Annotated in this window: 16 protein-coding genes; 13 read left to right on the top strand and 3 right to left on the bottom strand. The window is 60.7% G+C overall.

Annotation, left to right across the window (positions count from 1 at the left end; translation table 11 throughout):
* Positions 1–41 precede the first annotated feature (41 nt).
* The 6 genes from AC1RPZ_RS09660 (at position 42) to AC1RPZ_RS09635 (ending at position 7,519) form a co-directional block, all read left to right on the top strand.
* Positions 42–2,744, top strand: coding sequence for a [protein-PII] uridylyltransferase (locus AC1RPZ_RS09660; protein ID WP_493136819.1), 2,703 nt, complete (start codon positions 42–44; stop codon positions 2,742–2,744).
* A gap of 127 nt (positions 2,745–2,871) precedes the next feature.
* A complete protein-coding gene (gene dapC, locus AC1RPZ_RS09655; RefSeq protein ID WP_493136818.1) occupies positions 2,872–4,071 on the top strand; it encodes a succinyldiaminopimelate transaminase in 1,200 nt (399 codons plus the stop codon).
* Between the two features lie 331 nt (positions 4,072–4,402).
* Complete coding sequence (locus AC1RPZ_RS09650) at positions 4,403–4,711, top strand: arsenate reductase (RefSeq protein WP_493136844.1); 309 nt, start codon at positions 4,403–4,405, stop codon at positions 4,709–4,711.
* A gap of 33 nt (positions 4,712–4,744) precedes the next feature.
* The gene (gene dapD / locus AC1RPZ_RS09645) at positions 4,745–5,779 is read left to right on the top strand and encodes a 2,3,4,5-tetrahydropyridine-2,6-dicarboxylate N-succinyltransferase (protein WP_493136817.1); all 1,035 of its coding nucleotides are present in this window, start codon (positions 4,745–4,747) and stop codon (positions 5,777–5,779) included.
* Between the two features lie 127 nt (positions 5,780–5,906).
* Positions 5,907–7,112, top strand: a complete 1,206-nt coding sequence (locus AC1RPZ_RS09640) for an aminotransferase class V-fold PLP-dependent enzyme (RefSeq protein ID WP_493136816.1) — start codon at positions 5,907–5,909, stop codon at positions 7,110–7,112.
* Positions 7,109–7,519 carry a SufE family protein gene (locus AC1RPZ_RS09635; protein WP_493136815.1) on the top strand — a complete coding sequence of 137 codons (411 nt, stop codon included), beginning with the start codon at positions 7,109–7,111 and terminating at the stop codon, positions 7,517–7,519. Before AC1RPZ_RS09640 ends, AC1RPZ_RS09635 begins: the two co-directional genes overlap by 4 nt.
* A gap of 104 nt (positions 7,520–7,623) precedes the next feature.
* On the opposite strand, the gene tcdA is transcribed toward AC1RPZ_RS09635, so the two are convergent.
* Entirely contained in the window at positions 7,624–8,442 is an 819-nt protein-coding gene (tcdA, locus tag AC1RPZ_RS09630) for a tRNA cyclic N6-threonylcarbamoyladenosine(37) synthase TcdA (RefSeq protein WP_493136814.1), read from the bottom strand.
* A gap of 267 nt (positions 8,443–8,709) precedes the next feature.
* Here tcdA and AC1RPZ_RS09625 point away from each other — a divergent pair, with 267 nt between their 5' ends.
* The 4 genes from AC1RPZ_RS09625 to AC1RPZ_RS09610 all read left to right on the top strand — a co-directional run bounded on the left by AC1RPZ_RS09625 (position 8,710) and on the right by AC1RPZ_RS09610 (position 13,938).
* The gene (locus AC1RPZ_RS09625; protein WP_493136813.1) at positions 8,710–11,301 is read left to right on the top strand and encodes a glycosyltransferase; all 2,592 of its coding nucleotides are present in this window, start codon (positions 8,710–8,712) and stop codon (positions 11,299–11,301) included.
* Between the two features lie 199 nt (positions 11,302–11,500).
* On the top strand, positions 11,501–12,652 hold the full coding sequence (dapE, locus tag AC1RPZ_RS09620; RefSeq protein WP_493136812.1) for a succinyl-diaminopimelate desuccinylase: 1,152 nt from the start codon (positions 11,501–11,503) through the stop codon (positions 12,650–12,652).
* The gene (locus AC1RPZ_RS09615) at positions 12,652–13,461 is read left to right on the top strand and encodes a putative RNA methyltransferase (protein ID WP_493136811.1); all 810 of its coding nucleotides are present in this window, start codon (positions 12,652–12,654) and stop codon (positions 13,459–13,461) included. The genes dapE and AC1RPZ_RS09615 overlap by 1 nt, the downstream gene beginning before the upstream one ends.
* A 99-nt stretch (positions 13,462–13,560) precedes the next feature.
* Positions 13,561–13,938 carry a hypothetical protein gene (locus AC1RPZ_RS09610; protein ID WP_054595899.1) on the top strand — a complete coding sequence of 126 codons (378 nt, stop codon included), beginning with the start codon at positions 13,561–13,563 and terminating at the stop codon, positions 13,936–13,938.
* Between the two features lie 167 nt (positions 13,939–14,105).
* Here AC1RPZ_RS09610 and AC1RPZ_RS09605 read toward each other — a convergent pair whose 3' ends face one another.
* Positions 14,106–14,315: a cold shock domain-containing protein gene (locus AC1RPZ_RS09605; protein WP_054595898.1), complete on the bottom strand. Its 210-nt coding sequence runs from the start codon at positions 14,313–14,315 to the stop codon at positions 14,106–14,108.
* A gap of 247 nt (positions 14,316–14,562) precedes the next feature.
* Between AC1RPZ_RS09605 and plsB the strand changes: the two genes are divergently transcribed.
* From plsB to AC1RPZ_RS09590, 3 genes are all read left to right on the top strand, one after another.
* Positions 14,563–17,067 carry a glycerol-3-phosphate 1-O-acyltransferase PlsB gene (gene plsB, locus AC1RPZ_RS09600; protein WP_493136810.1) on the top strand — a complete coding sequence of 835 codons (2,505 nt, stop codon included), beginning with the start codon at positions 14,563–14,565 and terminating at the stop codon, positions 17,065–17,067.
* A 58-nt stretch (positions 17,068–17,125) separates the two neighbouring features.
* Positions 17,126–17,815, top strand: a complete 690-nt coding sequence (locus AC1RPZ_RS09595) for a DUF4197 domain-containing protein (protein WP_493136809.1) — start codon at positions 17,126–17,128, stop codon at positions 17,813–17,815.
* Between the two features lie 528 nt (positions 17,816–18,343).
* Positions 18,344–18,715: a DUF6124 family protein gene (locus AC1RPZ_RS09590; RefSeq protein WP_493136808.1), complete on the top strand. Its 372-nt coding sequence runs from the start codon at positions 18,344–18,346 to the stop codon at positions 18,713–18,715.
* 129 nt (positions 18,716–18,844) lie between these two features.
* On the opposite strand, the gene AC1RPZ_RS09585 is transcribed toward AC1RPZ_RS09590, so the two are convergent.
* Positions 18,845–21,910 (bottom strand): efflux RND transporter permease subunit, encoded by a 3,066-nt coding sequence (locus AC1RPZ_RS09585; RefSeq protein ID WP_493136807.1) that lies wholly within the window; start codon positions 21,908–21,910, stop codon positions 18,845–18,847.
* Positions 21,911–21,915 lie beyond the last annotated feature (5 nt).

Raw genomic sequence — 21,915 nt, 5'->3', positions numbered from 1 at the left:
GACGAGCTCCGCACCCAGCCAATAGAAAGGAAAGCCAATCGATGCCGCAGGTGGACCCCGAACTCTTCGACCGCGGCCAGTTCCAGGCTGAACTGGCCCTGAAGGCTAGCCCGATTGCGGCCTTCAAGAAGGCGATACGCCAGGCGCGCGAGGTGCTCGACGAGCGCTTTCGCAGCGGGCGCGATATTCGGCGACTGATCGAGGATCGCGCCTGGTTCGTCGATAACATCCTGCAAAAGGCCTGGGAGCAGTTCGACTGGAGCGAGGACGCCGACATCGCGCTGGTCGCGGTCGGCGGCTACGGTCGTGGCGAATTGCACCCGTACTCCGATATCGATTTGCTGATCCTGCTGGACAACGCCGATCACGAAGTTTTCCGCGATTCCATCGAGCGTTTTCTGACGCTGCTGTGGGACATCGGCCTGGAAGTTGGCCAGAGCGTGCGCTCGGTGGACGAATGTGCCGAACAAGCCCGCGCCGACCTGACGGTCATCACCAACCTGATGGAAAGCCGCACCATTGCGGGCCCCGAGCATCTGCGTCAGCGCATGCTCGATGTCACCAGCACCGAACACATGTGGCCGGCCAAGGAGTTCTTCCTGGCCAAACACGCCGAACAAAAAGCGCGTCACCACAAATACAACGACACCGAATACAACCTGGAACCCAACGTCAAAGGTTCGCCTGGCGGCCTACGGGATATTCAGACGATTCTCTGGGTGGCACGCCGCCAATACGGCACGCTGAACCTGCGCGCCCTCGCTGGCGAAGGCTTCCTGGTCGAAAGCGAAAACGCCCTGCTGGCCTCGTCCCAGGAATTTCTCTGGAAGGTTCGCTACGCCCTGCACATGCTCGCTGGCCGCTCCGAGGATCGCTTGCTGTTCGACCACCAGCGCTCGATTGCCGGGCTGCTGGGCTTCGAAGGCGAGGACGCGAAACACGCCATCGAAAATTTCATGCAACAGTACTACCGGGTGGTGATGAGCATTGCCCAGCTCAGCGACCTGATCATCCAGCATTTCGAGGAAGTCATCCTCGCACCGGAAGATGAAGCGCCGCCGCAACCGATCAACTCGCGCTTCCAGTTGCATGACGGCTACATCGAGGCAATCAACACCAACGTGTTCAGGCGCACGCCGTTTGCCATGCTGGAAATCTTTGTGCTGATGGCCCAACAGCCGGAAATCAAAGGCGTGCGGGCTGACACCATTCGTCTGCTGCGGGAAAACCGGCACCTCATCGATGACGATTTTCGCAACGATATTCGCAACACCAGCCTGTTCATCGAACTGTTCAAGTGCAAGATCGGCATCCACCGCAATCTGCGACGGATGAACCGTTACGGCATTCTTGGGCGCTACCTGCCAGAGTTCGGTTTTATCGTCGGGCAGATGCAGCACGACCTGTTCCATATTTATACGGTCGACGCCCACACCCTGAACCTGATCAAACACCTGCGCAAGCTGCAGTACACTCAGGTGTCCGAGAAATTCCCGCTGGCCAGCAAGCTCATGGGCAAGCTGCCCAAGCCCGAGCTGATCTACCTCGCCGGGCTGTACCACGACATTGGCAAGGGCCGGCATGGCGATCACTCGGATATCGGCGCGGTCGACGCCGAAGCGTTCTGCCAGCGGCATCAATTGCCCATGTGGGACAGCCGACTGATTGTCTGGCTGGTGCAAAACCACCTGGTGATGTCGACCACCGCCCAGCGCAAGGACCTGTCCGACCCGCAAGTGATCCACGACTTCGCGCAGATCGTCGGCGACGAAACCCGCCTCGATTACCTGTATGTGCTGACCGTCGCCGACATCAACGCCACCAACCCGACGCTGTGGAACTCCTGGCGCGCCAGCCTGTTGCGCCAGCTCTACACCGAAACCAAGCGTGCCTTGCGTCGCGGCCTGGAAAACCCGGTCGATCGCGAAGAGCAGATTCGCCAGACCCAAAGTGCCGCCCTGGATATTCTGGTACGCGGCGGCACCGACCCGGACGATGTCGAACAACTCTGGTCGCAACTGGGCGATGATTATTTCCTGCGTCACACCGCTGGCGACGTGGCCTGGCACAGTGATGCAATCCTCCAGCAGCCGGCCGACGGCGGGCCATTGGTGCTGATCAAGGAAACCACCCAGCGCGAGTTCGAAGGCGGCACGCAAATTTTCATCTATGCACCGGACCAGCACGACTTCTTCGCCGTGACCGTGGCAGCGATGGACCAGCTCAACCTGAACATTCACGACGCCCGGGTGATTACCTCCAGCAGCCAGTTCACCCTCGACACCTACATCGTGCTCGACACCGACGGCGACTCGATTGGCGACAACCCGGCGCGGGTCAAGCAGATCCGCGACGGCCTGACCGAAGCCTTGCGCAACCCGGACAACTACCCGACCATCATCCAGCGTCGGGTGCCACGCCAGCTCAAGCATTTCGCCTTCGCACCGCAAGTGACGATCCACAACGACGCCCAGCGCCAGGTGACGGTGCTGGAACTCAGCGCCCCTGACCGTCCAGGCCTGCTGGCGCGGATAGGAACAATCTTTCTCGAGTTCGACCTGTCGCTACAGAACGCCAAGATCGCCACCCTCGGCGAGCGGGTCGAAGACGTGTTCTTCATCACCGACGCGAACAACCACCCGCTGTCCGACCCACAGCTGTGCAGCCGTTTGCAGGATGCGATCGTCGAACAACTGAGCGTCAGCCCCGAGCCCTCTATCGAATTGTCGCGCCTGAGTATTTGAATTAACCCACTTTCCCCTGTGGGAGCGAGCCTGCTCGCGATGGCGTCAGTCCATTCAGCATCGCCAGTGACTGATCTATTGCTATCGCGAGCAGGCTCGCTCCCACATTGAACGAGACCCTGCACCGATGAACAACGCTCTGAACCAGCTCCAGCCTTACCCGTTCGAGAAACTGCGTGCCCTGCTCGGTGCGGTGACGCCAAACCCTGACAAGCGCCCGATTGCGCTGTCCATCGGTGAGCCAAAGCACCGTTCGCCAAGCTTTGTGGCCGAAGCACTGGCGAGCAATCTGGATCAGATGGCGGTGTACCCGACCACGCTTGGCATCCCGGCCCTGCGTGAAGCCATTGCAGGCTGGTGCGAGCGTCGCTTTGGCGTACCGAGTGGCTGGATCGACCCGGCGCGCAACGTACTGCCAGTCAACGGCACTCGCGAAGCGCTGTTCGCCTTCACTCAGACCGTGATCAACCGCGGCGACGACGCACTGATCGTCAGCCCGAACCCGTTCTACCAGATCTATGAAGGCGCAGCGTTCCTCGCAGGCGCCAAGCCGCATTACCTGCCGTGCCTGGATGAAAACGGCTTCAACCCGGACTTCGACGCGGTATCGGACGACATCTGGAAACGCTGCCAGATTCTGTTCCTGTGCTCGCCGGGCAACCCGACTGGCGCGCTGATCCCGGTCGAAACCCTGAAGAAGCTGATCGCCCTGGCCGACGAACACGATTTTGTGATCGCTGCCGACGAGTGCTACAGCGAGCTGTACTTCGACGAACAGACACCACCGCCAGGCCTGCTCAGCGCCTGCGTGGAACTGGGCCGCAAGGACTTCAAACGCTGCGTGGTCTTCCACAGCCTGTCCAAGCGTTCCAACCTGCCGGGCCTGCGCTCTGGCTTCGTCGCGGGCGATGCGGAAATCCTCAAGGGCTTCCTGCTTTATCGCACTTACCACGGCTGCGCCATGCCGGTTCAGACCCAACTCGCCAGCATCGCCGCCTGGAACGACGAAGTTCACGTACGCGCCAACCGTGCGCTGTACCGTGAGAAATACGATGCGGTACTGGAAATCCTCAGCCCGGTCATGGATGTACAGCGCCCGGACGGCGGTTTCTACCTGTGGCCAAATGTTGAAGGTGATGATGCCGCGTTCTGCCGCGACCTGTTTGTTGAAGAACATGTGACGGTGGTGCCGGGGTCTTATCTGTCCCGTGAGGTTGACGGTTTCAATCCGGGTGCAGGCCGGGTACGCCTGGCATTGGTCGCGCCTTTGGCGGAGTGCGTTGAGGCAGCAGAGCGGATTCGCGCGTTCATCCAGCGTCGTCGATAACAACCGCATAGCCCGGAGCTGGCGCAGGCTGCGATCTTTTGGCGTCATCAAGGGCGCCGAAAATCAAAAGATCGCAGCCTGCGGCAGTTCCCACATGAAATCTGTTCAGGGCTCCCAATCAATTGCCGTTGAAGTGCCATATTGGTCGCTTAAGCTGCCTGCTGACAGCTGCCATTGGCAATGCGACAAAGCCCGGTCGTCGCCGACGCCGAACCCGCCCGGTCATGGCATAATCCGTCACCTTTTATTTTCAGCACCTCCAAAGGGGGGCAATTCCTTGACCGCTTCAAGCAAAACGTTGCACCTTTTCGGCATCAAAGCCTGCGACACCATGAAAAAGGCGCGCACCTGGCTCGATGAACACGCTGTCCATTTTGATTTTCATGATTACAAAACGGCCGGAATCGACCGTGAACACCTGACCCAGTGGTGCAACGAGCACGGCTGGCAAGTGGTGCTCAACCGTGCAGGCACGACCTTTCGCAAACTCGACGACGAACGCAAAGCCGATCTCGACCAGACGAAAGCGATCGAACTGATGCTCGCACAACCTTCGATGATCAAGCGCCCGGTGCTCGATCTCGGTGACCGAACCCTGATTGGCTTCAAGCCAGACATTTACGCGGCAGCGCTCAAGTAAGCCAGCCCGTTCAATTTTGTTAGAGGTATAAACATGTCCACTACCCTGTTCAGCCTGGCCTTTGGTGTCGGCACTCAAAACCGTCAAGGCGCATGGCTGGAAGTGTTTTACGCGGCCCCCGTTCTCAAGCCATCGGCCGAGCTGGTCGCCGCTATCGCTCCGATTCTGGGCTACACCGAAGGCAATCAGGCGATCGCTTTCAGCACCGCTCAGGCCGCGCAACTGGCTGAAGCCATGAAAGGTGTCGACGCTGCACAAGCGGCGTTGTTGACCCGTCTGGCCGAAAGCCACAAGCCGCTGGTCGCCACCCTGCTGGCCGAAGACGCACAACTGAGCTCCACCCCTGAGGCCTACCTCAAGCTGCACCTGCTGTCCCATCGTCTGGTCAAGCCACATGGCCTGAACCTGGCCGGGATCTTCCCATTGCTGCCGAACGTGGCCTGGACCAGTCAGGGTGCAATCGACCTGAACGAACTGGCCGAGCACCAGCTCGAAGCGCGTCTGCGTGGCGAGCTGCTGGAAGTGTTCTCGGTCGACAAGTTCCCGAAAATGACCGATTACGTGGTGCCGGCTGGTGTGCGTATCGCTGACGCCTCGCGCATCCGCCTGGGCGCCTACGTGGGCGAAGGCACCACCGTCATGCACGAAGGTTTCATCAACTTCAACGCCGGTACCGAAGGCCCGGGCATGATCGAAGGTCGCGTCTCTGCTGGCGTGTTCGTCGGCAAGGGTTCGGACCTGGGTGGCGGCTGCTCGACCATGGGCACCCTGTCGGGCGGCGGCAACATCGTGATCAAGGTCGGCGAAGGCTGCCTGATCGGTGCCAACGCCGGTATCGGTATTCCGTTGGGCGACCGCAATACCGTCGAGTCGGGCCTGTACGTGACCGCTGGCACCAAAGTGGCACTGCTGGACGCCAACAACACGCTGGTCAAAGTGGTGAAGGCCCGTGAACTGGCCGGTCAAACCGACCTGCTGTTCCGCCGCAATTCGCAGACCGGGGCCGTGGAATGCAAAACCCACAAATCGGCCATCGAACTGAACGAAGCGCTGCACGCTCACAACTAAGTGCCGCAGGCACCTGTGGGAGCGAGCTTGCTCGCGAAGCTTTTGGCGACCTCAAGGACGCCTTCGCGAGCAAGCTCGCTCCCACAGGGTCTGGCCTACACCCGCCCATGTTCACAGGGCCGAACATATGATGATTACTTCGCCCTGGCGCGCCGATTTTCCGGCCATCGCCGCTCTGCATCGGCAAGACCAGACCTATCTGGACAACGCCGCCACCACCCAGAAACCCCAAGCCCTGCTCGACGCGCTGGTGCACTACTACGCCAACGGCGCGGCCAACGTCCATCGTGCGCAACACCTGCCCGGCGCTCACGCCACACAGGCGTTTGAAGACAGCCGCAGCAAAGTCGCGCATTGGCTCAATGCTGGCGAAAGCGGGCAAATCATCTTTACCCACGGCGCGACCTCCGCGCTGAACCTCCTGGCCTATGGCCTGGAACACTCATTCAACCCGGGCGATGAAATTGCCATCAGCGCCCTGGAACACCATGCCAACCTGTTGCCGTGGCAGCAATTGGCCCACCGTCGCGAGCTGAAACTGGTGGTGTTGCCACTGGACGTGGACGGCCTGATCGATCTCGACGCCGCCGCTCAACTGATCGGCCCACGCACGCGGTTGCTGGCGGTCAGTCAGTTGTCCAACGTGCTCGGCGCCTGGCAACCGTTAGCGCCGTTGCTGGCGCTGGCCAAGGCGCAGAACGCCTTGACCGTGATCGATGGCGCCCAAGGCGTGGTCCATGGCCGCCATGATGTGCAGGCACTGGGCTGCGACTTCTATGTTTTTTCCAGCCACAAACTTTATGGCCCGGACGGTCTCGGCGTGTTGTATGGCCGTAACGAAGCCTTGCAACAGCTGCGCCCGTGGCAGTTCGGCGGCGAGATGGTGCTGGACGCCAACTACCACGACGCGCGCTTCCGCCCGGCTCCACTGGGCTTTGAAGCCGGCACGCCACCGATTGCCAGCGTGATTGGCCTCGGCGCGACCCTGGATTATCTGGCAGGACTGGATCAGGACGCGGTGTCTGCCCATGAAGCCGCACTGCATGACTACCTGTTGAAGGGCTTGCAGGCGCGCAATGGCATTCGTCTGCTGGGTAAACCGCAACTGGCGCTGGCCAGTTTTGTCGTCGAAGGCGTGCACAACGCCGATTTGGCGCATCTGCTCACCGAACAGGGCATCGCCGTACGCGCCGGGCACCACTGTGCAATGCCGTTATTGAAAAGCTTCGAGCTGGCGGGAGCGATTCGGGTTTCGTTGGCGCTGTATAACGACTCGGAAGACCTTGAGCGCTTTTTCGAAGCGCTCGATCAAGCGCTGGAATTATTGCGATGAACCTGCCTGCTGATGCCGTTGCGGCCCTGGAAATCTTTCAGGCCGCCGCTGGCTGGGAACAACGCGCTCGCCTGCTGATGCAATGGGGCGAACGACTTGCGGCGTTGAGCGATGAAGACAAGACCGAGGCCAACCGCGTGCACGGCTGCGAAAGTCAGGTGTGGCTGGTGGGCGCGCTGCAAGATGGCCATTGGCAATTTGCGGCCAGCAGCGATGCACGGTTGATTCGCGGGTTGGTGGCGTTGCTGCTGGCGCGGGTCAACGGGTTGTCCGCTGCCGAGTTGCAACAGGTGGATTTGCCGGATTGGTTTAATCAGTTGGGTTTGTCGCGACAACTGTCGCCGTCGCGCAGTAATGGTCTCAATGCCGTATTACAGCGAATGCGGAGCCTGAGCGACGACGCGTAGGAGCTGCCGCAGGCTGCGATCTTTTGATCTTTAGCGCGATCACCTACGCCGAAGATCAAAAGAAAGATCAAAAGATCGCAGCCTGCGGCAGCTCCTACGCGGGCTCAGCTTTCGGCTTGGGGCTTGACCCGATCCGCCGGGCGGCGCACGCCTGCCACGATCTTATCCACAGCCTTGGTCGCGGCGACCATGCCGAAGGTCGCAGTCACCATCATCACTGCACCAAAGCCGCCGGCGCAGTCGAGTTTCACGCCATCGCCGACAAAGCTCTTCTGCAAGCAAATGCTGCCATCGGGTTTCGGATAGCGCAGCTGCTCGGTGGAGAACACGCACGGCACGCTGTAATGGCGGGTCACGGTGCGTGAGAAACCATAATCGCGACGCAGCGTGGAGCGCACTTTCGAGGCCAACGGGTCATTGAAGGTACGGTTCAGGTCACACACCTGGATCAGCGTCGGATCGATCTGCCCGCCTGCACCGCCCGTGGTGATGATCTGGATCTTGCGGCGCTTGCACCAGGCAATCAGCGCTGCCTTGGCATTGACGCTGTCGATGCAGTCGATCACGCAGTCGATATTTGGCGTGATGTACTCGGCCATGGTCTCGCGGGTGACGAAATCCGCCACCGCGTGCACGGTGCATTCCGGGTTGATCCCGCGCAGGCGCTCGGCCATCACCTCGACCTTGGGTTTGCCGACGGTGCTGTCCAGTGCGTGCAACTGACGATTGACGTTGCTGACGCACACGTCATCGAGGTCGAACAGCGATATTTCGCCTACGCCGCAACGGGCCATGGCTTCCGCCGCCCAGGAACCGACGCCACCGACGCCAACAATCGCCACATGGGCCGCGCGCAAACGCGCAAGGCCTTCGATGCCATACAAACGGGCAATGCCAGCAAACCGCGGATCTTCTGTACTCATGACCACTACCCTAAAAACCGGCGCGCATTATAGGGCCGATGCGTGCCAAGAACATCTTTGCGCTATAAACGGCAGCGAGTCCTGCTTTAATTAAGCCAGCACTTGTACATTTTTTGTCACACAAAGAACTTAAGTGAAGTTGACTTGCCCAATGTCGGGCTTTTTTCTGTCTGCTGTACGGTCAGTAGAAGGCCAGTGTAGGATGCGCGCCGATTGGCGCGTGCCAACCGTCCCCTCGTTCCACACCTTTTGGAACCCGAAATAGCTATGTCATCGCGTAAATTTGGACTCAACCTGGTGATAGTGCTGGCGATTGCCGCGCTGTTCACCGGTTTCTGGGCGCTGATCAACCGCCCGGTCACGACCCCCAACTGGCCTGAGCAGATCTCCGGTTTTTCTTACTCGCCGTTCCAACAAGGCCAGTTCCCACAGAAAAACCAGTTCCCGTCCGACGATGAAATGCGTCGCGACCTGGAGATCATGAGCAAGCTGACCGACAACATTCGGACCTACTCCGTCGACGGTACGCTGGAGGACATCCCGAAACTGGCGGAAGAATTCGGCCTGCGCGTGACGCTCGGAATCTGGATCAGCCCGGACCTTGAGCGTAACGAGCGCGAGATCCAGCGCGCCATCGAGCTGGCCAACAGTTCGCGTAGCGTCGTACGCGTGGTGGTCGGTAACGAAGCGATCTTCCGTAAGGAAATCACCGCCGAGCAGTTGAGCGTGATCCTCGATCGCGTGCGCGCATCCGTCAAAGTCCCGGTGACCACCTCTGAGCAGTGGCACGTCTGGGAAGAAAACCCGATGCTGGCCAAGCACGTCGACTTGATCGCGGCCCACATCCTGCCTTATTGGGAATTCATCCCGGTGGACCAGGCCGGTCAGTTTGTTCTGGACCGTGCCCGCGACCTGAAAAAGCTGTTCCCGAAAAAGCCGCTGCTGCTCTCCGAAGTGGGCTGGCCGAGCAATGGCCGCATGCGCGGTGGTGCTGATGCGACCCCGGCTGACCAGGCGATTTACCTGCGTACGCTGGTGAACAAGCTCAACCGCCAGGGCTTCAACTACTTCGTGATCGAAGCATTTGACCAGCCATGGAAAGCCAGCGACGAAGGTTCGGTGGGCGCTTATTGGGGCGTGTTCAACGCCGCGCGTCAGCAGAAATTCAACTTCGAAGGCCCGGTCGTGGCGATCCCGCAATGGCGGGTACTGGCGGTCGGCTCCGGCGTCCTGGCGTTGTTGTCCCTGACCCTGCTGATGATCGACGGCTCGGCCCTGCGCCAGCGCGGTCGGACCTTCCTGACCTTCACCGCTTTCCTCGGCGGTTCGGCACTGGTGTGGATCGGTTACGACTACAGCCAGCAATACAGCACCTGGTTCAGCCTGACGGTGGGCTTCCTGCTCGCCCTCGGTGCGCTCGGGGTATTTATCGTATTGCTGACCGAAGCCCACGAACTGGCCGAGACCGTCTGGACCCACAAGCGTCGGCGTGAATTCCTGCCGGTGGTGGGCGATTCGGACTACCGCCCGAAAGTCTCGATCCATGTGCCGTGCTACAACGAGCCGCCGGAGATGGTCAAACAGACCCTCAACGCCCTGGCCAACCTCGACTATCCGGACTTCGAAGTCCTGATCATCGACAACAACACCAAGGACCCGGCGGTCTGGGAACCGGTGCAGGCCTATTGCGAAACCCTCGGCCCGCGCTTCAAGTTCTTCCACGTCGCGCCACTGGCCGGTTTCAAGGGCGGCGCGCTGAACTACCTGCTGCCGCTCACCGCCAAGGATGCCGAAGTCATCGCCGTGATCGACTCCGACTACTGCGTCGATCCGAACTGGCTCAAGCACATGGTGCCGCACTTCGCCGATCCGAAAATCGCCATCGTGCAGTCGCCGCAGGATTATCGCGACCAGAACGAAAGCACCTTCAAGAAGCTCTGCTACGCGGAATACAAAGGCTTCTTCCACATCGGCATGGTCACCCGCAACGACCGTGACGCGATCATCCAGCACGGCACCATGACCATGACCCGCCGTTCGGTGCTCGAAGAACTCGGCTGGGCCGACTGGTGCATCTGTGAAGACGCCGAGTTGGGTCTGCGGGTGTTCGAAAAAGGCCTGTCGGCGGCGTACCACCACAACAGTTATGGCAAGGGCCTGATGCCCGATACCTTTATCGACTTCAAGAAGCAGCGTTTCCGCTGGGCCTACGGAGCGATTCAGATCATCAAGCGGCACACCGCCAGCCTGTTGCGCGGCAAGGACACCGAGCTGACCCGTGGCCAGCGTTACCACTTCCTCGCGGGCTGGTTGCCGTGGGTGGCGGACGGCATGAACATCTTCTTCACGGTCGGCGCCCTGCTCTGGTCGGCGGCAATGATCATCGTGCCGCAACGGGTCGATCCACCGCTGCTGATCTTCGCAATCCCGCCCTTGGCGCTGTTCGTGTTCAAGGTGGGCAAAATCATTTTCCTCTACCGCCGTGCGGTCGGGGTCAACCTGAAGGACGCATTCTGCGCGGCATTGGCCGGGCTGGCGTTGTCTCATACCATCGCCAAAGCCGTGCTGTACGGCTTCTTCACCAGCAGCATTCCGTTTTTCCGCACCCCGAAAAATGCCGACAACCACGGCTTCTGGGTAGCGATTTCGGAAGCGCGCGAAGAGCTGTTCATCATGCTGCTGTTGTGGGGCGCGGCGCTGGGGATTTACCTGGTGCAGGGCATCCCGAGCAACGACATGCGCTTCTGGGTGACCATGTTGCTGGTGCAGTCGCTGCCGTATCTGGCCGCGCTGATCATGGCCTTCCTGTCTTCGCTGCCAAAACCTGCGCCAGAGACAGAGCCGGCACCTGCCGCCTAAATCTGCGCAAACCACTAAACGGCGGCCTCTGGCCGCCGTTTTGCTTTAAGATATCCGCCATTTTGCAAGCCTTGGTCCTAAAGGCCTGACCCAATACCTGTGGGAGCGAGCTTGCTCGCGATGGGGTTTGTCATACAAACCGTGTCATCGTTCATCGCGAGCAAGCTCGCTCCCACATTGACAGTCTTCGGAGCTTCCCATGACGGCCCACGCCGACCTTTCGCCGACCCTCCAACTCGCCATCGACCTGATCCGCCGTCCGTCCGTGACGCCGGTCGACGCCGATTGCCAGAAGCAGATGATGCAGCGCCTGGGCGATGCCGGTTTTGCGCTGGAGCCCATGCGCATCGAAGATGTGGATAACTTCTGGGCCACCCATGGCAAGCACGAAGGCCCGGTGCTGTGCTTCGCCGGTCACACCGACGTGGTGCCGACCGGCCCGGTGGCGGCCTGGCAGATCGAGCCGTTCAACGCGCTGATCGACGAGCACGGCATGCTCTGCGGCCGTGGCGCGGCCGATATGAAGGGCAGCCTCGCAGCAATGACCGTGGCGGCCGAACGTTTTGTCGCCGACTACCCGGACCACAAGGGCAAGGTCGCGTTTCTGATCACCAGCGACGAAGAAGGCCCGGCGCATCACGGCACCAAAGCGGTGGTTGAACGCCTCGCGGCGCGTAAGGAACGTCTGGACTGGTGCATCGTCGGCGAACCGTCGAGCACCACCCTGGTCGGTGACGTGGTCAAGAACGGCCGTCGCGGCTCCCTCGGCGCCAAGCTCACCGTGCGCGGCGTGCAAGGTCACGTGGCCTACCCGCACCTGGCGAAGAACCCGATCCACCTTGCCGCTCCGGCCTTGGCCGAACTGGCCGCTGAGCATTGGGACAGCGGTAACGCGTTCTTCCCGCCAACCAGTTTCCAGATCTCCAACCTGAATTCCGGCACCGGCGCGACCAACGTGATCCCCGGTGATCTGGTGGCGGTGTTCAACTTCCGCTTCTCCACCGAATCGACAGTCGAAGGCCTGCAGCAGCGGGTAGCCGACATCCTCGACAAACATGGCCTGGACTGGCACGTGGATTGGGCGCTGTCGGGTCTGCCGTTCCTCACCGAACCGGGCGCCCTGCTCGACGCGGTGTCGGTGAGCATCAAGGCCATCACCGGTCGCGAAACCCAGGCGTCCACCAGCGGCGGCACGTCGGACGGGCGCTTCATCGCCACCATGGGCACCCAAGTGGTCGAGCTTGGCCCGGTCAACGCGACGATCCACCAGGTCAACGAGCGAGTGCTGGCCAGCGATCTCGACGTACTGACCGAAATCTACTACCAGACCCTGATCAAGTTGCTCGCCTGATGCTCACCTGCCCTATCTGCAGCGCACCGCTGAACGCGGTCGACAACGGCGTCGCGTGCCCCGCCGGGCATTGCTTCGACCGCGCCCGTCAGGGTTACCTGAACCTGCTGCCGGTGCAGCACAAGAACAGCCGTGATCCGGGCGACAACCAGGCGATGGTCGAAGCCCGTCGCGACTTCTTGAACGCCGGGCATTACGCCCCGGTGGCCAAGCGTCTTGCCGAATTGGCCGCCGAACGTGCACCGCAGCGCTGGCTGGACATCGGTTGTGGCGAGGGTTACTACACCGCGCAAATCGCCGACGCCCTGCCGAATGCCGACGGTTACGCGCTGGATATTTCCCGCGAAGCGGTGAAGCGCGCCTGCAAACGCAACCCGCAACTGACCTGGTTGATCGCCAGCATGGCGCGGGTGCCGTTGGCCGATGCCAGCTGCCAGTTCCTCGCCAGCGTGTTCAGCCCACTCGACTGGCTGGAAGCCAAACGCCTGCTCAGCCCTGGCGGCGGCTTGATGAAAGTCGGGCCGACCAGCGGCCATTTGATGGAACTGCGTGAGCGTCTGTACGACGAAGTGCGTGAATACACCGATGACAAGCACCTGGCGCTGGTGCCGGAAGGCATGATGCTGCAACACAGCGAAACCCTGGAATTCAAACTGAATCTGGTGAGTGGCCAGGACCGCGCCAACCTGCTGGCCATGACGCCTCACGGCTGGCGCGCCAGTGCCGAACGCCGGGCGGCCGTCATCGAACAGGCCGAGCCGTTCGAGGTCAGCGTATCGATGCGCTACGATTATTTCGTTTTGCAGTAATTGTTTGAGAACAACCCTTTAACTTTTGGCCTTGAGCAGTGGCTTGAGGCCGGCTAAATCCGCGAATGGATTTTTCGAAACCCGCAGTGAGGAACATCCATGCGCCAACCCGATATCGAGATTTACCTGAAAGACGCCGACGTCGACTACAAGGCCATCGCCACCTGGCTCGGTGCGGCTCTGGGCCCTTGCACCGACTGGGTTCAGAAAGGTCAGACCTACAAGTGCAAGGCCGGCAACGTGCCCGTGACCTGGCTGCCAAAAGCCGTGGGCAAGTGGAACAGCCTGTACCTGGAAAGCGACCAGACGCCGTGGGACGACGACATCGCCTGCGCCCGCGCAGCCTTTGCCGCGCTGAACGTCGAAGTGCGCTGCGCACCGGGGACCTGGGTCGAGGAAGAAGGTGAAGAAACGGCTGATCGCTGGATTCGGATCAGCGTCGACGGTGAAGAAGAGATCACCTGGAAAACTGCTTAACCCCTGAACCTGTGGGATGCCCAAAATGGCATGCCCAACAGAGATCCAGTGTGGGAGCGAGCCTGCTCGCGATAGCGGTGTAAGGCGCGCGGTAGATATCGCGTCGAATGGCGCCATCGCGAGCGAGCTCGCTCCCTCAGTGGTTTTGTATGAGGCGAGGATCGGGGTTACAAGCCCACCACATCCTCAGCCTGCAAACCTTTCTGCCCATCCACCACTGCGTATTCAACCTGCTGGCCTTCGGCCAACGAGCGGTGGCCTTCGCCACGGATCGCGCGGTAGTGCACGAACACGTCTGCCCCGTCTTCACGCTGAATGAAGCCGTAGCCCTTGGCGTCGTTGAACCACTTCACGTTGCCGGTCTCGCGCGTTGCCATCAATCAATCCCCCATCTTTTTATTATTGAGTCGGCCTGTTCATGGACAAGCCTTGAGAATGTTTGCCAGCGCTCGGTTTACTGTAAAAAACAGCGCCGATAGTGGCAAACGGCTGGCCGAGTATATGACAGCCGCAAAAACTCTCAACTCAAGATTACATCGGCGCTTTTTTGCCGATTTTCGACGAATCCGGCACACTACCGGCCCCGAGCGCTTGCTCGGTTTTTTCAACTAAAGCAGAAGCCGTATGACCCGCTCCCCGTTCCTCCGTCTTGTGTTTGGCACCTTGCGCCGACTGCTTTACCTCTGGGTTCGTTCGGAGACGATCAACCAGTCGTCCTTTACCCTCAACCTCGACCGCAGTCGTCCGGTGTTCTACGTCCTGCAAAATCCTTCGCTGACCGACCTCGCGGTGGTCGATACCGAATGCAGCAAAGCCGGGCTGCCACGCCCGGTGCTGCCGGTATCGGTGGGCAACCTGCTGGAGCCTGCCGCGTTCTTCTACCTGACGCCTGCGCCTGACTGGCTCGGCCGTCAGGACAAACGAGGCGCACCACCGACCCTGACCCGGCTGGTCAGCGCCCTGAGCCAGAATGGCGCCGAAGATGCGCAGATCATCCCCGTCAGTGTGTTCTGGGGCCAGTCGCCGGACAGCGAATCGAGCCCGTGGAAGTTGCTCTTCGCTGACAGCTGGGCGGTGACCGGGCGCCTGCGCCGGCTGCTGAGCATCATGATTCTGGGGCGCAAGACCCGCGTGCAGTTTTCCGCGCCGATCCATCTGCGCGAGCTGATCGAACACAACAAGGGCTTTGAGCTCACCGTGCGCATGGCCCAGCGCATTTTGCGGGTGCACTTTCGCAACCTCAAAGCCGCGGTCATCGGCCCGGACATTTCCCACCGTCGCAACCTGGTCAAAGGCCTGCTGAATCAGCCGCAGGTCAAACAGGCGATCCTCGACGAAGCCGAACGCGAGAACATTTCACCGGAGAAGGCCAAAGCACAAGCGTTGCGTTACGGCAATGAAATCGCCTCGGACTACACCTACACCGCGATCCGCTTTATGGAAGTGGTGCTGAGCTGGTTCTGGAACAAGATCTACGACGGGATCAAGGTCAACCACATCGAAGGCGTGCAGAACGTCGCCCAGGGTCACGAAGTGATCTACGTGCCGTGCCACCGCAGCCATATCGACTACCTGCTGCTTTCCTATCTGCTGTTTCGCAACGGCCTGACCCCGCCGCACGTCGCCGCCGGGATCAACCTCAACATGCCGGTGATCGGCGGCCTGCTGCGTCGCGGCGGGGCGTTCTTCATGCGCCGCACCTTCAAGGGCAATCCGCTCTACACCTCGGTGTTCAACGAATACCTGCACACGCTGTTCACCAAAGGCTTCCCGGTGGAATACTTCGTCGAGGGCGGCCGTTCGCGCACCGGGCGCATGCTGCAACCGAAAACCGGGATGCTGTCGATCACCCTGCGCAGCTTCCTGCGTTCATCGCGCATGCCAATCGTCTTCATCCCGGTGTACATCGGTTACGAACGGGTGCTGGAAGGCCGGACTTACCTCGGTGAACTGCGTGGGGCGAGCAAGAAGAAAGAGTCGATCTTCGACATTTTCAAAGTCATCGGCGCGCTCAAGCAGCGCTTCGGCCAAGTGGCGGTGAACTTCGGCGAGCCGATCAAACTGGCGGAGTTCCTCGACAGCGAACAACCGGATTGGCGTACCCAGGAACTCGGCCCGCAGTTCAAACCGGCCTGGCTCAACGAAACCACCAACCGCCTCGGCGAGCGCGTGGCGCGGCATTTGAACGAAGCGGCGGCGATCAACCCGGTAAACCTGGTGGCGCTGGCCCTGCTCTCCACCAGCCGTCTGGCGCTGGACGATCGCGCCATGGCGCGGGTGCTCGACTTGTACCTGGCGCTGTTGCGCCGCGTGCCGTACTCGCCGCACACCACCTTGCCGGAAGGTGACGGCCGCGCGTTGATCGAACACGTCAAGGACATGGACCTGCTCTGCGAGCAAAGCGATGCGCTGGGTAAGATCCTGTATCTGGACGAGCAAAACGCCGTCCTGATGACCTACTACCGCAACAACGTGCTGCACATCTTCGCCCTGCCGGCGCTGCTCGCGAGCTTCTTCCAGAGCGCGTCACGCATGAGCCGCGAACAGATCCTGCGCTATACCCGCGCGCTGTACCCGTACCTGCAATCGGAACTGTTCATCCGCTGGTCGCTGGACGAGCTGGATGCGGTGATCGATCAATGGCTCGACGCCTTTGTCGAACAAGGCCTGCTGCGTTTCGAGAACAACGTGTACCTGCGCCCGGCGCCAAGCTCGCGGCATTTCGTGCTGCTGACCTTGCTGTCCAAGAGCATCGCGCAGACCTTGCAACGCTTCTACATGGCCATCTCGTTGCTGCTCAACAGCGGCCAGAACACCCTCAGCGCCGAAGAGCTGGAAGACCTGTGCACGGTCATGGCCCAGCGCCTGTCGATCCTGCATGGCCTGAACGCCCCGGAATTCTTCGACAAGAGCCTGTTCCGTCATTTCATCCAGACCCTGCTGAACCTCGACGTGCTGCGTCGCGACGAAGCCGGCAAGCTGAGCCATCACGAACTGCTCGGCGAACTGGCCGAAGGTGCAGCCAAACGTGTGTTGCCGGCGGAGATTCGCTTGTCGATCCGTCAGGTGGCGTTGCATCGTAGTGAAGATGCGGCAGATCAACCCGCACCTGCGCTGCAAGCCGACTAAATTGCTTAAGGCCGTCGACGCGGTCCGTTAATTGTCTTTTTTGAAAAAGGAAGTTGCCATGCTCCGCCCTACCCTTCGCTTTGCCAGCCTGTGCGCAGGCCTGCTGATCTCCGCCAACGCGCTGGCCCTGTCGCTGGGCAGCCTTTCCCAGGGAGAAGCCTCGGGCGGCCTCAAGGACGCCCTGGCCCAGGGGGCCGTCGCGGCCGTCACCACGCTCGGCAAACCGGGCGGTTTCAGCAACAACCCTGACGTGAAGATCGAACTGCCGGGCAAACTGGGCAAGGTCGCCAGCAAGATGAAACAGTTCGGCATGGGGGCCCAGGTCGATCAACTGGAAACCAGCATGAACCAGGCGGCGGAGGCGGCCATGCCGCAGGCCCAGGCCCTGCTGGTGGATGCGGTGAAAAAAATGACCGTGACCGATGCCAAGGGCATCCTCACCGGCGGCAAGGATTCGGCCACCGAGTACCTGAGCAAGACCAGCCGCGAACAAATCCGCGCCAAGTTCCTCCCGATCGTCAAACAAGCCACCGACCAGGTGGGCCTGGCCAAGCAGTACAACTCGTTCGCCGGGCAGGCGGCAACCTTCGGCGTGCTCGATGCCAAGAGTGCCAACATTGAAGGCTACGTGACGGAAAAGGCCCTGGACGGCCTGTTCAAGATGATCGCCCAGAAGGAAGAAGGCATCCGCGCCAACCCGGCGGAAGCCGCGACCAGCCTGGCGAAGAAAGTCTTCGGCTTGCTGTAACCCGCGCCCCCCCCGAAACGGCTCGATCGTTCCCACACGAGAACGATCCCCCTCCCACGTAGGAGCTGCCGAAGGCTGCGATCTTTTGACCTCGATCTTTTTTGAGCCGATAAAGATCAACATCAAGATCAAAAGATCGCAGCCTTCGGCAGCTCCTACGGTTGCGGGGGCATGGTGTTTAATTGCACGGCAACGGTGTTCGTCACAAGCCACAGCGCCTTGCGTTACGGCCTACACCTGCGCCAGAATCCGCCGGCTTGTGCGCCTGAGCGCCGGGCTCTATCGTCTCCAGGTCGCTGAAAATCAGCGATCGGGTTTGGTAGCCCGGTGTTTTCCAAGGCGCACAGCGCCGACATTTCCACACGGTGGGCGCTTTCTTTTGGCCTGCTGTTTGTTATGGCGGCTGTGCGCAGGGCGCCTTCGGGCGCACCGGTTTCCTTGGTGGCCGGGCTACCAACCTGCGTTCAGTCGCCACCCTATTGGTTGGTAGCCCATAGGTTGCGACTCCGCACACTGAGGAGTTTCACCATGTTCAAGCCCACACCCAATCCCCCCGAAGCCAACGCCGAAAGCGTTTCCCCCTACGCGTCCCTCGACTCGAAAGAACTCCACGCCGCCGCCCACCGGGCGCTCGATCATTACCTGTTGTTACCTGAAACCAAGAAACTACTGACCGACCGCCGCCCCAGCTGCATCTTCGTCATCGCCCCGGAGGTCGACAGCGAAACCCTGCTGGCCCACGCCTGCGAAACCCTGGCCTCGGCCAATGTCATGGCCAGCGACCTGGCGTTTGATCTCGACGGTCCTAAACGCAACAGCGCACTGGCGATTCAGCAGATGGTGGCCCTGGCGGAACTGGCGGTGAACCGTGCGCTGGATAGCATCGACACCCCGCCGTAATCCAACCCACACCGAACGGTGGGCCTTTTATCATCGCTGTCTCAAAAACTCATGAAACTGAGTCGGGAGTGCAGCACAGAAGCAACCTTGTCTCAATTTTTCAACAAATTGAGACAAGGCGCTGCCGGCTCAGACCGGTTCTTTCTTGACCCTGAACCACGCCGCATACAGCGCCGGCAGGAACAGCAAGGTCAGCGCCGTCGCGACGATCAACCCGCCCATGATCGCCACGGCCATCGGCCCGAAGAACACGCTGCGTGACAGCGGAATCATCGCCAGCACGGCGGCCAGTGCGGTCAGCACGATGGGCCGGAAGCGTCGCACCGTGGCTTCGATGATCGCTTGCCAGGGTTTGAGCCCGGCACGGATGTCCTGTTCGATCTGGTCCACCAGGATCACCGAGTTACGCATGATCATCCCCGACAGCGCGATGGTCCCGAGCATGGCCACGAAGCCGAACGGCTGACGGAACACCATCAGGAACAAGGTGACGCCGATCAGTCCCAACGGCGCGGTCAGAAACACCATCGCGGTACGTGAGAAGCTGCGCAGTTGCAGCATCAGCAAGGTCAACACGACGACGATGAACAACGGCACACCGGCCTTCACCGAGTTCTGCCCACGGGCTGCATCTTCGACCGTGCCGCCGACATCCAGCAAATAGCCGTCAGGCAGTTCGGCGCGAATCGGCTCCAGCGTCGGGAGGATCTGCTGGACCAGGGTTGCCGGTTGTTCCTTACCGTAAATGTCGGCGCGAACCGTCACGTTCGGCAAGCGGTTGCGGTGCCAGATAATGCCTTCTTCGAAGCCATATTCCAGGGTTGCCACCTGCGACAGTGCGACGCTTTTGCCGTTGTCGGTCGGCACCGCCAGACTCGACAGCAACGACAGCTCGGTGCGTTCGTGCAAGGTGCCGCGCAAGAGGATCTCGATCAACTGATTGTCTTCGCGGTACTGGCTGACGCTGGAACCGGTCAGTGAGCTTTGCAAAAACTTCGACAGGTTTGCCGTGCTCACGCCCAAGGCCCGCGCGCGGTCCTGATCGACGTTCAAGTAGACAACCTTGCTCGGCTCTTCCCAGTCCAGATGCACGTTGGCCACATGCGGGTTCTCACGCACCTTGGCCGCGACTTTACGTGCCAGGGCGCGGACTTCTTCAATGTGTTCACCGGTCACCCGGAACTGCACCGGATAACCCACTGGCGGACCGTTTTCCAGGCGCGTAACCCGCGAGCGCAAGGCCGGGAACTGCTCGTTGAGAGTTTCGATCAGCCAGCTGCGCAGGCTTTCACGCTCCTCGATGGTTTTCGCCAGGACCACAAATTGCGCGAAGCTTGCTGCCGGCAATTGCTGGTCCAGCGGCAGGTAGAAACGCGGCGAACCGGTGCCGACGTAGGCCACATAGTTGTCGATGCCGGCGTGTTCCTTGAGCATCGCTTCCAACCGATTGACCTCTGCGGTGGTATTGCTCAGAGAAGCGCCTTCGGCCAGTTTCAGATCGACCATCAGTTCCAGTCGCCCGGAGGCGGGGAAGAACTGCTGCGGCACAAAACGGAACAGCACCACTGAGGCCACGAACAGCACGATGGTCAAGGCAATCACGGTTTTGCGCCGGCGCACGCACCACTCCACCAGACGCCGCACGCGCTGATAGAACGGCGTACCGTAAGGGTCAGGCTGGCCTGCACCGTGTTTGGCGGCGTGAATTTTCGCCAGATCCGGCAGGAGCTTTTCACCCAGATAAGGCACAAACACCACGGCAGCGACCCACGAAGCCAGCAACGCGATGGTCACGACCTGGAAGATCGAGCGGGTGTATTCGCCGGTGCCGGATTGCGCGGTGGCAATCGGCAGAAAGCCGGCCGCGGTGATCAACGTACCGGTGAGCATTGGAAACGCGGTGCTGGTCCAGGCAAAGCTGGCAGCCTTGAGCCGGTCGTAGCCCTGTTCCATTTTGATCGCCATCATTTCCACGGCGATGATCGCGTCGTCCACCAGCAATCCCAAGGCCAGCACCAGGGCGCCGAGAGAGATTTTGTGCAGGCCTATCCCGAGGTAATACATGCAGGCAAACGTCATGGCCAGCACCAGCGGGATCGCCAACGCGACCACCATGCCGGTACGCAGACCCAGGGAGAAGAAGCTCACCAGCAAGACAATCGCCAGCGCTTCTACCAGCACCTGGACGAACTCGCCGACGCTGGTTTTCACTGCCGCTGGCTGGTCGGAGACCTTGCGCAATTGCAGGCCGGCCGGCAGGTTGTTCTGGATACGCTCGAACTCCTGTTCCAGCGCCTTGCCGAGCACCAGAATGTCACCGCCGTCCTTCATCGCCACGGCAAGACCTATGGCGTCTTCGCCCATGAAGCGCATGCGCGGCGCCGGTGGATCATTGAAACCACGGTGCACGTCAGCCACATCGGCGATTCGGAAGGTCCGGTCGCCGACGCGGATCGGAAAATTCCTGATCTGGTCGACGGTCTGAAAATTTCCCGTGACCCGTAGCTGCAAACGCTCACTGGTGGTTTCGAAGAACCCGGCGTTGGACACCGCGTTCTGCTCTTCCAGCGCTTGCTGCACAGCGGCTAACGGTAAGCCCAGGGTGGCGAGTTTGACGTTGGAGAGCTCGATCCAGATCTTCTCGTCCTGCAACCCGAGCAAGTCGACCTTACCCACATCCTTGACCCGCTGCAGCTGGATCTGGACGCGGTCGGCGTAGTCCTTGAGTACCGCGTAATCGAAGCCCTCACCGGTCAGTGCATAGATGTTGCCGAAGGTAGTGCCGAATTCATCGTTGAAGAACGGTCCCTGGATACCCGGCGGCAAGGTCTGGCGGATGTCGCTGATCTTCTTGCGCACCTGATACCAGAGCTCGGGGATCTGCGCCGAATGCATCGAGTCCCGGGCCATGAAGGTCACCTGGGATTCACCGGGGCGAGAGAACGAGACAATCCGCTCGTACTCGCCGGTTTCCATCAGCTTCTTTTCGATGCGTTCGGTGACTTGCCGCGAGACTTCCTGGGCGGTCGCGCCCGGCCAATTGGTCTTGATCACCATGGCCTTGAACGTGAACGGCGGGTCTTCGCTCTGGCCCAGCTTGGTGTAGGACAACGTGCCGACGACCGCCAGCAAAATCATCAGGAACAGTACGATCTGGCGGTTATGCAGCGCCCATTCAGAAAGGTTGAAACGCATCGGGG

The organism is Pseudomonas sp. GW822-FHT02D10, assembly GCF_058802345.1.
The sequence above is the reverse complement of the archived record's forward strand: the minus strand, read 5'-3'. Positions and strand labels throughout refer to the sequence as shown.